The sequence below is a fragment of the Paenibacillus sp. MBLB1832 genome (assembly GCF_032271945.1).
GTDB lineage: Bacteria > Bacillota > Bacilli > Paenibacillales > NBRC-103111 > Paenibacillus_E > Paenibacillus_E roseopurpureus.
Genome location: NZ_CP130319.1, coordinates 649064 through 665079, shown reverse-complemented (window position 1 = coordinate 665079; position 16016 = coordinate 649064). Strand labels below are relative to the sequence as shown.

12 protein-coding genes are annotated in these 16016 nt (G+C 38.2%); 1 reads left to right on the top strand and 11 read right to left on the bottom strand.

Annotated elements, in window-relative coordinates:
* Positions 1-81 precede the first annotated feature (81 nt).
* A complete protein-coding gene (locus MJB10_RS03090) occupies positions 82-615 on the top strand; it encodes a hypothetical protein (RefSeq protein WP_314801664.1) in 534 nt (177 codons plus the stop codon).
* Positions 616-1392: 777 nt separating this feature from the next.
* Here MJB10_RS03090 and MJB10_RS03085 read toward each other — a convergent pair.
* The 11 genes from MJB10_RS03085 to MJB10_RS03035 form a co-directional block, all read right to left on the bottom strand.
* A complete protein-coding gene (locus tag MJB10_RS03085) occupies positions 1393-3471 on the bottom strand; it encodes a DEAD/DEAH box helicase (protein ID WP_314801662.1) in 2079 nt (692 codons plus the stop codon).
* The gene (locus tag MJB10_RS03080; protein ID WP_314801661.1) at positions 3455-4876 is read right to left on the bottom strand and encodes a BREX system ATP-binding domain-containing protein; all 1422 of its coding nucleotides are present in this window, start codon (positions 4874-4876) and stop codon (positions 3455-3457) included. The genes MJB10_RS03085 and MJB10_RS03080 overlap by 17 nt, the downstream gene beginning before the upstream one ends.
* A 6-nt stretch (positions 4877-4882) precedes the next feature.
* On the bottom strand, positions 4883-6106 hold the full coding sequence (locus tag MJB10_RS03075) for a BREX system ATP-binding domain-containing protein (RefSeq protein WP_314801660.1): 1224 nt from the start codon (positions 6104-6106) through the stop codon (positions 4883-4885).
* A 12-nt stretch (positions 6107-6118) separates the two neighbouring features.
* The gene (locus MJB10_RS03070; RefSeq protein ID WP_314801659.1) at positions 6119-7291 is read right to left on the bottom strand and encodes a BREX system ATP-binding domain-containing protein; all 1173 of its coding nucleotides are present in this window, start codon (positions 7289-7291) and stop codon (positions 6119-6121) included.
* A gap of 13 nt (positions 7292-7304) precedes the next feature.
* Positions 7305-8108 (bottom strand): hypothetical protein, encoded by an 804-nt coding sequence (locus MJB10_RS03065; RefSeq protein WP_314801658.1) that lies wholly within the window; start codon positions 8106-8108, stop codon positions 7305-7307.
* Between the two features lie 576 nt (positions 8109-8684).
* Entirely contained in the window at positions 8685-10421 is a 1737-nt protein-coding gene (locus MJB10_RS03060; protein WP_314801656.1) for an ATP-dependent nuclease, read from the bottom strand.
* A 247-nt stretch (positions 10422-10668) separates the two neighbouring features.
* Positions 10669-11106 (bottom strand): hypothetical protein, encoded by a 438-nt coding sequence (locus MJB10_RS03055; RefSeq protein ID WP_314801654.1) that lies wholly within the window; start codon positions 11104-11106, stop codon positions 10669-10671.
* A gap of 319 nt (positions 11107-11425) precedes the next feature.
* On the bottom strand, positions 11426-12415 hold the full coding sequence (locus MJB10_RS03050; protein WP_314801652.1) for a hypothetical protein: 990 nt from the start codon (positions 12413-12415) through the stop codon (positions 11426-11428).
* Positions 12416-12502: 87 nt separating this feature from the next.
* The gene (locus MJB10_RS03045; protein ID WP_314801650.1) at positions 12503-13498 is read right to left on the bottom strand and encodes an HNH endonuclease signature motif containing protein; all 996 of its coding nucleotides are present in this window, start codon (positions 13496-13498) and stop codon (positions 12503-12505) included.
* An 83-nt stretch (positions 13499-13581) separates the two neighbouring features.
* The gene (locus MJB10_RS03040) at positions 13582-15204 is read right to left on the bottom strand and encodes an Hsp70 family protein (protein WP_314801648.1); all 1623 of its coding nucleotides are present in this window, start codon (positions 15202-15204) and stop codon (positions 13582-13584) included.
* A 6-nt stretch (positions 15205-15210) separates the two neighbouring features.
* Positions 15211-16011 (bottom strand): TroA family protein, encoded by an 801-nt coding sequence (locus MJB10_RS03035; protein ID WP_314801647.1) that lies wholly within the window; start codon positions 16009-16011, stop codon positions 15211-15213.
* Between the last annotated feature and the right edge of the window lie 5 nt (positions 16012-16016).

The following is a 16016-nucleotide window of genomic DNA, read 5'->3' as shown; positions in this document are numbered from 1 at the left end:
CCAGTTAGATGTTTTATGATTTAAGTATAACCAATACCAGTGGGAATTTTATTGCATGTCACGCAACTTGGAGGAAAGCAAATGAACCCCAGTAATTTTAAACAGATTAAGAAAACTTTTATCGAAGACGTGTTTGGATATATGATTGTGTCCGAACGGTGTGAGGTATTTGTAGAAAATAGTTTTACTGATGCATCAATGGCCCCCATTCCTTTATCAGATACTTCGTTAGAAGAACTCCTCGACACTGCAAAGAGATCTGAATCCTTGGGTACGTATCTAAGACAAAAAGCCCACCAACGCGACATGATCACTTATCGGCCGGCATTATTTGAACAAGGGCAGATCAGTAGGGATTACTGGAGTAGGGTATTGAACGACGAAATGAGGGCTTCGAAAGAGAAGTTGCTGCGAATAGCGATTCTCTTAAAACTAAGTGAAGAAGAAGCGGAAGAAATGCTCGATAAGGCGGGATATTCCATAAGTTTAACAATTCCGCGCGATGTGGTAGTTCAGTTCTGTCTTAGGAAGGAATTTTATGACTTTTTGTTGATCGAACAGCTTCTAGCGGATCATGAAATCCAATCGCTTTTTAATGACCGACGAGGCGCTTAGAGGGATCTGTTATCAATTTGCATTCCCATCGTATTTTAATACAAAAACTAGGGAATTCATTATATAAATAAAAAGACACAGTTCCATATGGCACTGTGTCCATTTTTTTCTTTTAGTAGGTTTGAGTTCGTGGTTATTCTCTTCCCAACGAACCCGTACAAGGCTTTGGAACATCATTCAGTTTTTAGCAAGATTACTCTTACTCTACAATGCAATCTCGCAGAATTCTTTACCATATCCAGCGAATTCCTTCCTAAACCTGTCAGCTACATCAGTATTAGAAGTTGTAAAGAAGATCTGCTCGCCACCTCGTGCAAACTCTTCTAATAAGCCCAAAAGGCGTAGGTGAGCAGCAGCCCTCAAACATCAAAAACCTAAGTGCATTTGGTGCAGCAAAATGTAAATTTACTTGTTAAGCATCCTGTTAATCTAATTTTATCGAGTTCCAATGTCCAATCTACCAATGGGCTGAGTTTCATTTTTAAACCTCCAGATTGTTAGTCATGTTGAAGTTCTTTTGTAAAAATGCATCTTGATCCCTTCGCTGATCCTGATGTGAACCTCATGTAACAAATTAAGAATACACCGCTCTCCATCGAGCCTTATATTTTATAACCATATGTTGTTTGTGCGCAAAAAAAATACGTCTGTTTTATTCGACAAAAATATGGGTATTCCTCTCTATTTAATTTCATGCTGCATGTTACCAAGTATTAAAGTAATTAACCATTTTTTAAAGTTGAATCGTTTTCTCTCTTCCCTGCTTATAAAAAGGCTTCAGTATTCTTTGTTAATAATAAACAACGACAAAACTTTACCTACCTCATCATCTCTCAATAAAGTAGCCTGTTGAATCGTATGTACTACTTCTTCTGGCTGAATCCATCCAATCACATCTCTTACTCGAATCTTTAATGGTAGACGCTTGTTTGCTAGCGGTAAGCCAAGTTGACGCTCAATTTTTTTAATCTGCGAATCAACTCCAGCTCTGATTGCATGCACAGTACATGCTGAAAGCCAATAAGGAATAACCTCTTCTCTTAATGCAATATAATACGGTGTAATTTCGAATGGACGTTGATTAACCGGTAAGTAACCCGATAATAAGCTCATGCACGAGCTAAGTCTAATTCCCCCTAAATGAAACGCGTAAAATCGATATCCGTCGGTAATTACAGGCCATTCTTCAGCTGCAAGTTTCAGCCAGTGACGTAATAGCATAGGGTGCTCCGTCCTCGCGTTAAATGGACCTGACACATACGCCCATTGATTAATACCTTCGGGCAATCGTGAACTTAACTTTAAGTTCAACCGATAAGAATTTTGGCTGACAATTTGATAATGTCGCCCTCCCACGCTTAATCCTTTACCACTTAAGTACCTTACCTGGTTTGCCAACTTCACTCCTGTTATTGAATCATACGCCGTTTGTCCTGAAAATGATTCGATGACTGAGTGGATCTCACCACGTGCTGCACGATCATGCCATTCATCCGATAGTCGTAGTCCCACCGGCGTTTCTATTAAATCTTCATTAGAAATTGATTGATCAAGAATATCTGAAATTTCTTGGGTGGTATAGTTATTCTCAAAAAGCTTTTGAACTAATGATCTGCTTCGTTGACCCTTACCTTGAAAAACATAGGATAAGGTTTGCTGAAGGATAACTGATGACAGCGATCCAACCGGCTCGTCTGGAAACCAACCAACACACGCAGCATCCATCATTGCGTTCTGAAGATTTGCTTCTTTTACAGACTGTGAACACGCCATTACTCTGGTTTGGGTTGAACGCCTATTGCCACGCCCAATTCTCTGTAAAAACGCAGCCATATTGTCGGGAGGACCATCTAGAGCAACTCCATCAACATCCCCAATGTCTATACCGATCTCTAATGTTGAAGTTGCTACAACGATATACCGCTCAAGTCTCCTTATATCCCTCTCCGTCGTTTCACGAAGCACCTTTCCCAAACTCCCATGATGTGCCCCTACGGAATAACCATGAGGGGACATAGATTTACGGAACACTTCCGTTAACTCATCAACCCTTTTACGACTCTTGCAAAAAACAATCCACTTCTCTGGATGACTGAGAGACTGAAGATACATGGGTAAAGCTCTTTCTACTGGCATAAACTGACTCGTCACCGGTTGTACCTCAATTATTTCTCTTTTTCCAGGGATATAAATCAGTTTGCCTCCAGGCATGAATGTTTCAATAACATCATTTGGCCGGGCAACTGTCGCACTGAGTCCAATAATTTGTAATTTATTACTACGTGTCCATCCTTGATTTTGAGCATATAATCGCAAACGTCGTAGCCTTTCAAGTAACCATTTGGTTTGTTCACCACGAGGGGTCCCGTGAAGCAAATGAATTTCATCAAGCACTACTGCACTTACATGAGAAAGTATGTGTGTTGAACCATCTGAAGCAATTCCACGGCAAAGCATGCTATCTAGGGATTCCGGGGTCGTTAGAAGCAATTGAGTATCTTCGTTTTCGCTGCGGTGTTCAGAAGTTCGACGAGCAATTCGAAGCCCCAATTGTAAAGATGGACCCTCTAATCGGTGAAACAAATCATTTACCAAAGCACGTGTAGGAGAAAGATATAGTATGGTCCACGATCCAGACATACCTTTCATCCGTTCAAAAAGTGGCGCACAAGCAGCTTCCGTTTTACCGCTTGCAGTAGCTGCGCAAATGAGTGTATGGTTACCATCTAAAATTGAACCCATTGATTTACGTTGAACTTCTGTCAATCTGCCAAAGTGTTGAAAAAAAGCGGGCCAGACCACAGGGAGTCTACGAGCCAACTTACGGTCTTCTTCAAGTTCATCGTTGATCAGCATGAACTAACCTCCTCCCTGGAGGTCCATAGTTAACATCTAGAAGTGCCATATACCATTTGATGAAGTGGCGGAGCAACCCACTATCGTCGTCATAACCCTTATTTTCAAGGATGGTATGGACATTATTGGCTGCCTCTGGCTGATACGGTTGATTTAATTCATAAGCTTCTTGATAAAACACATGTATCCGTCGAGCTAGATCAATACGTTCTTCTCGACTAAAAAATCGTAATTTATATTGGGCACCCCCACTTAATTCGGTGATCCGATCCAGATAACGGTCCCCTTCGTTATTTAAATCACCTAGCGTACCAAAATATATTCCCAGTGGAACATTTGGTAAATTCCTGTGCCCACTAACATATCGCTCAATCGCTTCGAGACTTTGCATTAGTTTTTTCTTCTGTGCACTTTCCAAATTAGCATCTTCTACTTCAAATTCATCAATAGTGATCAGTAACCCCCGATAACCTGCTGCCTTAGCAAGCCAAGCTGTACATACCAATGACTCGACAAACCCATCTGGCCGTTCATACAATTTTTTTGGGATTGGTGAGTGCAGCGAAAATGCACCTGTTTTATACCGTCGCAATTCCTTTATCACACTCGCAGCGGTAAACTCTTCACTGCCGCTGAATACTGCTTCTAGTTTTTCAATCCATTGCTCAAGTAATCCAGCGTGCTTAAGGTATGAGACTACAGCCAAATGGTCATCCACTCTCCGAAGTCCTGAAACGGAGTAACTATTTAAAGAACTCTGTATGAGTGCCTTTTCTAGCAACTGCACTATTGGAAATTCCGTCTCTCCTTCCACAGAATGCAATGTACTATATATAGAGTGTAATAACTTGCCTGGTTCAGACAGACTTATTAATTGACCATCTACTTCAACACTGGCCACCATATAACCTTTACTACGTGCGAGTCCACGAATAACTGACATCGTATGACTTTTTCCAGTTCCGTATGGTCCAATAATCTTGTGAACTTTTGGCGAATCCACAGAAAAGGACTGAATAACCCACTCACTTAGTTGATCATATTCAAGTGTAAATTCTTCTATATGATGATGCGGTACTAGTCCAAAACGTAATGATTCTAAGCTACGCCTGGACATTATTTTGTTACTCATTTCCAGAGAGTTCTCTATTTCAACTATTGGATTATTTGAAGTGGCATTTTTGAATTGTGTGCTCCCCAAGGGTGAAGTGCCCCTACCTTTCAGCATCTCTTGTTCAAGATGTTGAACAGGGCTAGTAAGTGTTAAATGAGAAATCGTAAACTCTGCTCGAGTTGAAACGGGCTCATCAAGATCTACAATCGCTCCGCGAGGCGTTTCTTTGACAACAGTTCCTGAACCTAGACCACTTACGCTCACACGATCTCCAGATGTTGGTGTCCACATAACTTGTTAAACCTCCGCTTCTATTTTCTGGCCCTCAGCAGCGTAAATATAACCACTATCATAAGCACTAATTAACATTGTACAAATCTCTTTAACTAGAGTTCTCCTTACGCTGGAAGATAAGTCTTCAGATGCTAATCGACATGCTATTGTCTGAGCCAGTGTTATAGCCTCCTCCTCAGGATAATCCATATCTTTTGCCCAATGAAGGTACATCAGATTAACCAAACGTGTTGAAATTTCTACCAACTCATTTTCACGATCTGGGCGGCGTTGAAGATCAATTAATGGTGCCCATGCATTTCCATCGAAGAAATCAGCCCCTGGATGTTGTACCCTCTGTTGCAATGCTGGAAATGAGTCGAAATCTTTGACGATATCTGGTGTCAACGCATAAACCATCATAAGAGAACCGTTTTGAAGACTATTAGTCGCATTGATATCTGCCATAAGCATTGATAGAATCCGCTGTTTCTTCCTCGTATCTACATTGAACCCTTGTTCCGCCTCATCAAAGCCAACAACGGTGCCTTTCCAGCCTGTTTGACGAACAAATTGTGCAAGTGTGTGAAGTGATCGAAGTGCTGTCATATTAGCTTCTGCATTCGTTATTTTTGGTGCTTTTAATGTTCTAACTATTTCGGGATTATCCATTTCTCCGCCAAGCCACCGGCAGAGTAATTCGAATCGGTCCTCTTGTTCTTCAACACATGCTATACAAGCAGAGCGGAGCATCTGCCCATAAATTGACCATTTATAATCAAAATCAGTTAATGCTGAAATCCAACCGCGTAGCAATAATTCCGATGCTGTTGGATTATCTGGCACTTGCATTCTTTTAAAAGCAACAGCTTCTTGGATAAGTGCACGAATTCCATGTCGGTGGCTGTGAGGGGCACGAATCTCATGCGTCATTTCACGAAAAACTAACATGTACCGGGTAAAATCAACATTTTTATTTAAAGTTACTTTTGCTGTTACACAATTTTCTTCATGTGCCAGCTCAAAGAGTTGGTGAAGAAAATGAGACTTACCGGATCCAAATGGCCCAACAACAAATTTTTCAGTAGAGCGACCACGTTGGAATTGTTGGTGAATGACTCTTGTCCTTAATTGTTCAAAGGCCGTATTATATCCCACACCGAATAAACTACATCCTTCTTCTGGAGCGGTACCGTTTTGAGCCATTGTCTCCATCATAGATAAAACTTGACTGGCAGTTAAGCTCATAAGTAGCCCTCCTCATGTTAACCGTAACAATGAATGATATGCTAACGTTTTCATCAACATTCGTTTATGTCCATCATCTGCTTGCTGTTGTAGTACCACGGTTCCCTTTTCATTCAACTCTTCTTCAAGTCCTTGTGTTCTACCCCCTAATAATTCAACATGGCTACAGAAAAGTTGTACAGCATTCAGTAAAAATGCTTCTGGAGTCGGCAGGACATTAATTTTGTCCAAAGAAGTAGTCGTTAGCCGCCATGCTTTAGTGAATTCTGTATTAGGTGGAAGCAGTCTCTGTCCAAGTGCTGGATACTCTTCTGTGCACATCCCAATAAAGCCCGGTAAGACGGCAAAAATGGCAACCGTACCCGGGAGAGCACCAGTTGTGCAACCATCAATAAATCTTCGCATCAAATTTGCTGCAATTTTGAGCTTTCGAGTCGGCATTCTCCCTTTGGGCTGTAACGTTCGTTCATTCTCATCGAACAGAAGTAGTACACCAGGCAAGCCCAATTCACTTAGGCCGGACAGTACCGTTTTCATAATAAGCTCCGCATTCCGCGCGGAAAGGTAACCCTTTACGCCGGTTAAACCGAAGCGTTTAAGTTCTGCGGCAGGTACACGCTGCCCAGTCAGATAATTGTGGATAAGAAACTTAGAAGCATCACCTAACAGAGTGCGATTAACACCCCACCACATCGCTTGCTGCATTCCCGGATAAGGCAATTTTGCTCTTTTAAGACGGATTGTTTGGTCTGAGTTTTGTAGATGTAATTGTTCTAATATATTGGGTAGGGATTTTATTGTTTTTCCGTTTGAAATCCATTCCATTTCTTCTAAGAAATACTGTGTTACTTGCTTCCAATCTTCTAATCGTAGATCTTGGGACAGGTCAAAACTAGCAACAATCATTCCAGATGATAATGCCCTTTCCCTTAATAATTGCAGCAGGTGCGTTTTTCCCGCCCCGTAAGTGCCTTCAAAGAGTTTAACGGTGGCGCCGCCATGCATAGCTAATTCTTGGAAAAGTTCTCTTTCCGCATATTCCAAATAAGGACCTGTACCCACATCTAATAAATGGGCTGTACTTGGTGGTATTATGCCAGACTGTGCAACCTGATCAAGTGCATCCAAAAGTAATTCACGTTCAACCTCTAAAACTTTTGTTTGAGCAGGTTCTCTTGTTTTCACTGCAATCCCCCTTCTACATCATGCCAATTTGAACATGGCAAATCATGTTGTAATCTACATTCGGATCAAGCCCATTGACCGTTAGACCTTCTTTTGATGTTTCTGATTGACTACCAGTCTGTAGGTTCAAACGGTGTCCTGGTTGTAGATTAGCTGCCAATTTACGATACCGGTCTAGATTATATTGAAATACCAATAAGGGAAAATCGCTTATGTACTTTTTCTTACTAATCTGTTGGGTTTCATGAACAATAAATTCAAAAATTGAAGCCATTTTTCGAATATATACCCTTTCTCCAGTCGAAGCTTCAGAAAACGCAACGGTCATATTGTATGATTTTGTGAATAATTCACCTAACACTTCCTGCGGTATCTCTACTTGTTTGAGTAGATCGATACATTTATGAAAAGTAGTTATGATACTATGTGCTTCATAGGCTTGAATACTTTGACTGATTGGGGTGCGATTATAACTAAAACGAACTTTAGCTTGAACCTCATCTAGGTCCATCATAAGTGGACCAACTCGCCAACCGCCGCCTACTTCCCTATATTTAAAATCCTGTTCCTTAACAGAATTCAGGAAGGCCGTTACGGTTCTTTTAAACTGCCTCTTGCGATTATTTATTTCATCTTCAATAATTGGAAGGAATACATTTTTTATATCAGTAGATTCGAATTTCTGTAATTGTTTGTACATATTACTTAAGGCGTCTGGATGATTTGGTTTAATTTGGAGAAATGCGAGTTCCGCTTTATTCCTTTCTTTGATTCCCTTAGCAACCTCTTTATGTATTGTTGGCAAATGAAACTCCATAAAAAATTACCCTCCCTAGATGTTTATCATGATTACTAGGTTATTCAGCCTACTTTCAGCTCAACACTCAATAAGGCCAGACTAAACAACAAAACTTCTTTTACCTACACCTGGCGGTTTTCCTCGTGAACTACGGCTTGCCTTTTGATACCGCTATGTTTGTTCTTAGAAGGTCCTTATTCTCTGTATCCTTGCAAGTTTGTTTAAAAATCATCAGTTGGACAGCGCTTTTAACGTGAGTGCAAGGAATCATTCAACATTATCTCGAACTTTTCTTTTAAGGCATTACTATTCTCATTTATGCACTCGGCGCATGCTAAATTTATTAAATTTTTTTCATAACTAATTATTTTTAATGTCAGTTTCACTTCAGCGCAATAATCGCATTTTTTCATTATTAATTCCATATCTTGTCCCTCCATCATTAACCCAATTTCAATATTTATATGAGTACTGGAATGACTCTAATACAGAAAAAAACTAGACATATCATCATGTTTCTAAAATTCTCTATTTAAAATGTAAAAAAGCCTACTCAAATTGAGTAAGCTTTTTTAGAGTAACTATTACCTTCTTTTATTCTCCTAAAACTCTGAACTCCTCTAGCCCAAATAATAACTCTTTTAATTCACCTGAAATATTTTCAACCGTTAATTCATCGATAATATTGAAATCTGTAATTTTCACCGAATAAATCGACTCAACTTCCGCCTTAAGGAGCCTTAGAACTTCTTTCCCTTTTACACTAGTCATACGATAATTAAGGTCTTTCCATTTACTTTCAAAATCCTTCATAACTTCTAAGTCTGATTTTTCCTTATCAGTTAAATATTTGTCCATAATGGATCTTTTAAAAGGTTCAGTAATTCTATCAAGAATTTGATGGATAGATTCGGCTTCAGGTGCACTTTTTCCAGTTCTTCTAAAACGGTCTTCAATAGCTTTATTTACCGCTTTATCAATAGCAACTGGATCAAGGAGATAGTTCTCTAACTCATAGCTTTCATAGACATGAAAAAATCCAAGATGCTGTTCAAATTCATCCAACTTTTTTGAAAGCTCTTGATCTAACTCAAAATCTCTATTAAATATTGCACCAATATGTAGAGAACCATCTGATGTAAGGTTGGTTGCAAATGATTTGATTTGTTCCCAGTTGGAATATCCTCCTGATACAAATGCTGTGATATCATTGCCCAACGAAAGTTCATTTAAATCTACTTGTTTGGCAAGCCTTCTAAGCAATTTATAGTCGTACTGACCGTCTACAAACAAAATCCGTCTACTTCTAGCAAGATGTGTTAAATTAACGTTTGGTACTGATCCTAATGAATTAAGTGCCTCTCCAATTCCTGTAATCTCGGGCAATCTCATAGCAACTTGTTTATTCTTGTTAACCATAATTATCTCTGAAGGATCTGCTTCTTCTAATATTTCTTTTGAATGAGAAGCAAGTAAAATATCCGGTCCACAGTCTCTTAAGATCCCCAATAATTGACGTTGCACATCGGGATGTAGGTATACTTCTGGTTCATCAACGATTAACAATGTAGAATCTTTACTTCTTGAAATATGTGTTAGTAGCTGGCACCAAATTTGAAATCCAAAACCTGCCCAATATAATTCCCGCGGTATTCGATTTTCGTTAACAAACATAATTAATTCTTGAGACAACGCATCTGGCTTTTTAGGTGCCTCAATTGACATCCCTGACCAGGTTTTGCTTACCATTTCTGCAAATTGGTCAAATCCTTCAGGAAAAAACCTCCAGTAGTTTCTGAAATGACGAGATGCCCTATGGGTCGTCATTCCTTTTTTCACAGTCTCGATTGTTACCAACGGCTCATTCTGTTCTATTGGGCCTAATACGGGGATAATCTCTAATTCAATCGGGAAATGACGTTTAAATTCTGTTGGCGTGCTCACTTTTGTTCCCACAACTCTAGTTAGTAAATTACATCCACCTTCTCGTGGGAAATAAAGAATTATCGCATTACCATTTGTTAATGTGAAAGTTATTCTTGAATCAACTTCAACATAATCTGTATGAACGTTTTCAAGTGACATTGGTAATGATTCTTCAGAAATGGTATATCCGTTTTCTTCACCATCTGGTCCAGCAACTCTATACGGTTTTCTTGATAACGCTTGTTTAATACCTACTCCTAGAGCGCGAAAAGCACTTAGAGATGTAGATTTGCCAGCATTATTCGGTCCAACAAGAATATTCATATGTTCTAAACGGATTGAGAAGTTTCTAAGTGCTTTGAAATTTTTGAAATCTACTGTAGCTATTGATACTTTGTTTGACATTCTAATACCCCACTATCCAAGGATTTTACAGAAGCTCCACGCTATAATGAAACACCTTTTAATTATTATATTACACCATATCTACTATCACAAAATTTAATCAACTCGACTCTCTGCTACCAAATTTTATTACTTATCCACGAGCCTAGGCGTGGATTTGTGATAATAATGCACCTTGGGATCTCAATTTTATGATATGAGACGCCTAACTGCAGACGAAATACATGTCGAGGGAAATGGTGACTTTTTACTTGTTGCTACCCTTTAATAGATTAAGATGTTCCTTAAATCTTATTAATAAAGAATCGTCATCCTTGGCACGAACAATCTCTTTGTAGTATCCAGGGATAATTATCTTTTCTGTATGATTACTGGTATACATAACGATAATTATACTATCCTTAACGACTTTAGTGATAAACGTTTTTTTTGCATACCAAGATGTTTCTTCCTGCCCAATAGCTAGAAAAACTTTTTCTTTACCGTGGTACGCGCCAATACCAACGTCCTGATAATATACAATACAATTAACTATCACTACCTCTAAGTGCTTTTGAATTCGGAAAACATTCCTCGCTCGAATGCCATAGGTATACGAGATAATAGGATCAGAAATTGCGCCAGTTTCTTGAATTATTGCTTTCATTTTTCTGACCATTTCTTCACTTGCTTCGAATTGATACAATATTACCACTCCAATCTTCTAACAATCTTTTCTAGGTTAATCCCATGACTATATCCTTGAGAAAACAAAAAAACACCGAGGTCTAACAGCTCTTGCTGTTAGAATCGGTGCTTCCAATTTCATGTATATATTCATATTACTATGTAAATAAAATACAAACAAGTTTTACAATATTATTTTTCACAATACATTTCATCCCCTAACTATCAATATTTAGTTCAATCGTAATTTCTTCTCCTGTATAAAAAAGGATGAAAGAACTTTACATATTCATTAATTAACATTATTTATTGTGCTGCATAGTTCTAGTTCTTAGATATCAATCAATATGAGGCCATGTAAAATCTCGACGGTAGTAATGTTTTTTCATTTCTGCTAAATCATGCTCCCATTCTACAATTGCATAAGCATATTTCTGTTTCCCACCTTTTTGGCGCTTCCTCGCTCGTACATTTGCTGCAATCGTATTCGCTACTTGCTGAAGTCCTAATTTCGGTAAAGCTTCATTTTCAAGAATCCACCATCTTCTCTGACGGCTAATTCCCGATATCTTGTATCCTAGTCTATGTAGACCACTTTCTTTCTCAAATCCATCCGCAATCGAGACCGGTTTTATAGTTTCAATCGCAAAAGTACTCGGCCAATTAAAGTTATTATTCAGTGGTTGACTCGTGGGCTCTTGTTTTACACCTTTATTTGATTTTATTTCGCCTTGACCCCAAGTACGTATATCTATGTACCCCTTTGAGATTTGTTTCATTTTCAAAATCATATTTTCATCAGCACATACGTACCGACAAGTAGTACATGTCAAAACTTTTACTTCAATATACTTTAAATCTTTTCCCTTCGAATACACTGATGGACTTGTTGCCACATAAACAAGTTCAGATTCTAGACCCCCATCACATCTGTAACAAGTATTTATATCAGTTGGTTTTTTCCAAATAACCGCCATTTTTCGCAGGTTTTTTTTAGTATATAAATCAACCTTTGCGCTTGGGGTCTTTGATTGAGTTACTTTCTTCTGGTGCTTGAATTTCTTACTTATGGATTCCGTTTTGTTTTTTTTGTGTATTGTAGATGAAAAAATTGCATCCTCTATGATTTGAGGTTGGGATGCTTGTGTACCATCCTCCTTTAATGAAAGAACTGCTTCTTCTAAAAGGGTGTTAGTAGGATTCTCAAAATAATTTTGTTCCACTATCCCAGACTTATTTACTTTTCTATGTTTCCTTGAGTACATATAAGCGAAGTTTAATATAGCTAAAACAATAACTACCAAAATAACAAATACTACATAGGTCATCTTGTCACCCTCAAGTTGTAAGTTGGCTAATAGAATTTTATAGTTGACTCCTTTTTTATAGTTAATATAAATTCTGTAAACCTATTATTACTTTATTTTTGGCTTCCAGTTTTTTTGAAAACCATTAATCGAAGCGTAATTAAACAGTTCAATTATTTTTTCCGATGAATAATTTATGAACTCTTTCTCAACATCTATTACATTTTTCTGGGCTAATATTTCATTTCTATTAATAAGTTTATCTAGAAATTTCACTTCACTGAGTTTGTTGTTTTTTGATGTATTACAAGAGCCACAGGACAGAACAAAATTCCAAAGGTTATCATTAAACAGGAAACTCCAAGGAATGAAATGATCTACATGGATTGCAGTCTTCTCAGTTAACTTTCTTTCACAGTAGAAACACTCCATGGACTCCGTTAATTCTAATATCTCTCTGTACATATTAAGATTCGAACGCGCCGTAATATTCTCTACTTTTTTCAGTAAATTTGAGCATCCATCATGCGGGTTAACCGCTTGAATAAATTTTACTAACTCATAATTATTAAGTTTTACAAGGACTTGTTGATGAACTTTCATAAATCTCAGGACGTTTCGACTTAATTCAAGAACCTCTGATCTATTATCAAAAGAATAGAATGCACCATCCGTGTCTCCGTATAAAGCACCTACAACATAACGTTTCCCTTGTCGCCTTAATATTACACCGATTTCCAACTGAAGTCCGGGTGATAGTGAATCAAAACTAAGATAGTCAGGGATTCTATTTTGCTCAACGAATTGTTTTAGAGCCTTCTCAATTGCAGATTGTTCATGACTTTGGTCTGTTTGTTTAAGACCATTCACAACAACAAGGTTCCAGTATACTCGAGTGAAGGTAAAAAATATTTGAGAATACGTCAATTGAGATGACTCGTTAGTGTTATAAATATTTTCAAGCAGAGATCTAATAAACCCGAATTTATAGCTGGCTTGATTTTTAGACTTGCTGGAGAATAAGAAGTTGAAGTACTGCCATATCTCCTGCTCAGTTAGATTATTCTCTATTAACTCCCCGCTATTAAGCTTCCAGCCTTCCATATTTCGTTCTCCTGTACTTGCAGTAGTCGCCGCGGCGAAAGAATGCTCAATGTGCCTATTCGTCGCGGGTTCTACATTGCATTTTATGTTTTCATCAATTGTAGGATCTGCTCTTCAGATAGCTGATACAATCGCTTAGCTTCAAATTCTATTTCTTCCCCAGTAATATTGTGTTTAGCACTGAAACTGAGTAATCCATAACTGTCAATATTAAGCTCGACTGTGATCTCTTCCCCTGTATAAAAGAACGGATGGTAAAACTTCACATCATTAATCATACTTTCCTCTATGATCCGCGTTTCTGTTTCTTTGTTGTATTTCTGAAGCTCCGTTTTTACTTGCAAATGTATTCCTGGATCAAGTGCATGACGAATTTCAAACTTAATTTGTTTGGCTTCCTCTAATGGATATGGTGTTCCATGCTCAATTAACAAATGTTTTTCCGTTTTATGAGTTACATAAATGTCATGAGACACAGAACCATGACAACGGTTCGTTCCAAAGGGTGGTACCGCGATATCACCCTTAATTGCACCCAGAATAGCTGCACCCAAAGCAATCGCTTTGTCATAGGTCTCGGATAATACAATCCGATCTGCCAGTTCAGTAAATTGGCTGCTAATCAAATTTTGAAAGTATGGAATTTGGGATGTACCACCTACCATAATAACGTGATCTATAACATGCTTATTATAAATATTTTTCTTGATGCGTTCGAATGCGTCAATAATTTTACTTTTAAAATATACATCTAGAATTTCTATTTCGAACTCTTCCCGAGAGATTTCTATACTGTCATATCGCAGATCACCAAATAAAATTTTGGTTTTCTCGAGTTGCAGATCAGATAGCTTTTTCTTTGCATCCTCTACCCGGTCTTTGAGGCGCATAATAAACTGCTTAACTTTTGGATCAATCTCATTTTGAAATTTTCTATGCTCGTAATAGAAAATATATTCTTTCAGTACTTTGTTAGTAAAATCATCTTTATAATTATAGCTAAGCTCTTCAATGACGTATTTAGTCAGTTCAAAATCAATATTATTACCACCGAGCTCGGAATCGCCTTCATTTAGTAATACAGTTGGTTTTACCAAACCATTCTCGTCTAACTCCACTTTAATTAGAGATAAATCCAATGTACCTCCACCAAAATCGAATACTAAAAAGTTTTTAGTATTGCCGCCTATGATCTCTTTTAAACTATCATTTTTGTGAAGATTGTACAGGTGATACATAATTGCCGCACTAGGCTCCTCGATCATCTCAATGATCTCTATACCTGCTAGCTTCCCAGCATCTAGCGTTGCCCTCTTTTGATTATCGCTGAAGTAGGCTGGAACTGTTAGTATTGCTCTTTTAATAGAATTTCCATGTAGATTTTGAAAATGCTTTAGTAGTATTGATGAAATTTCCTGCGGACTCTTTAATACATCCTTACCCTTAATTTTCAATGGCACATCTAACGTCTTACCCATTCTTGTTTTAACGAGCTCCACAGTTTGGTCAGGATATACTGGAAGTAGCTCTCTAGCTCTCTCTCCGACAATAGAGTGCACTTCATCCTCAAAATGGACAATAGATGGGAAACTGATATTACCTGCTTCATCTACCAGGCATTCTACATCAATCTCTCCGAATAACTGTGTTACCTTTGCTGCTAGACAATTGGATGTCCCCAAATCGATTCCATAAATAGGTTCCATAATTAGTTACCCCTGAATATCTTCTGATTGCGTTACTTTTTCCGGTTCCTCTATCGTTGAAGCTTCCTCATCTTTAAGAAGAACAACTTTTATTAAATGCCCATTGCTATTTTTTTTCTCAGCTAATTCTTTTTTTGCTTTACGGACCTTCTTAGGCACAGTTATTTCAATATTTCTAATCGCAATTAACGCCGCAAGATCAGGCTTCTCTTCGCTTTCGGGCCATAATTTATTATTGGATAACGTCTCCACGATTTGTCCAATTGACTCACCTACGGTTGCAGATAGCTTAGCGAACGGGATTTCCTTTTCCTGAGAAGCTTGCACTAGTAGCTCAGGGATCGCGGAAACGGTATGACGAACCAATCGGAGATTATCACTTAACTTCCTCTCTATTTGACTTTGTTGTACTTGAAGCTTTCTCTCCACATCACTTCTGAACTGTAAAACCTGAGCTTTTTCCTCTTCCATTTGCTTCTCAACGGCTTCAGCGCGTGTTTTCCAGCGTTCCACTGAAGATACCAATTCTTTCTCTTCACGCGTCTTTACCATGAAAATTCCATCTAATCGAGATAGTGCACAGATGAGTTGCTTCACTTGATTCAACTTTTCCTTGGTTGACTCTTCCTGGTCACCGCGGTGTATCGCAGATAATAAAGCACGGTCGATGCCATTTTGTTTCAGCTGGTCAAAATAAACCACGAGATTCTTCTCGATGAACTCAATATATCCCTTCCAAAATTCCTCTTTATTCTCTGCATTATGAAGTTGCTCAGCTAGCATGGATGTTATCGTTTGCTCACTCATGTCAT

Bases quoted from the DNA above. Each gene is read 5' to 3' on its own strand.
- MJB10_RS03075 (WP_314801660.1), bottom strand. From the start codon at position 6,106: ATGAGCTTAACTGCCAGTCAAGTTTTATCTATGATGGAGACAATGGCT.
- MJB10_RS03040 (WP_314801648.1), bottom strand. From the start codon at position 15,204: ATGGAACCTATTTATGGAATCGATTTGGGGACATCCAATTGTCTAGCA.
- MJB10_RS03065 (WP_314801658.1), bottom strand. From the start codon at position 8,108: ATGGAGTTTCATTTGCCAACAATACATAAAGAGGTTGCTAAGGGAATC.
- MJB10_RS03045 (WP_314801650.1), bottom strand. From the start codon at position 13,498: ATGGAAGGCTGGAAGCTTAATAGCGGGGAGTTAATAGAGAATAATCTA.
- MJB10_RS03085 (WP_314801662.1), bottom strand. From the start codon at position 3,471: ATGCTGATCAACGATGAACTTGAAGAAGACCGTAAGTTGGCTCGTAGA.
- MJB10_RS03050 (WP_314801652.1), bottom strand. From the start codon at position 12,415: ATGACCTATGTAGTATTTGTTATTTTGGTAGTTATTGTTTTAGCTATA.
- MJB10_RS03060 (WP_314801656.1), bottom strand. From the start codon at position 10,421: ATGTCAAACAAAGTATCAATAGCTACAGTAGATTTCAAAAATTTCAAA.
- MJB10_RS03080 (WP_314801661.1), bottom strand. From the start codon at position 4,876: ATGTGGACACCAACATCTGGAGATCGTGTGAGCGTAAGTGGTCTAGGT.
- MJB10_RS03090 (WP_314801664.1), top strand. From the start codon at position 82: ATGAACCCCAGTAATTTTAAACAGATTAAGAAAACTTTTATCGAAGAC.
- MJB10_RS03035 (WP_314801647.1), bottom strand. From the start codon at position 16,011: ATGAGTGAGCAAACGATAACATCCATGCTAGCTGAGCAACTTCATAAT.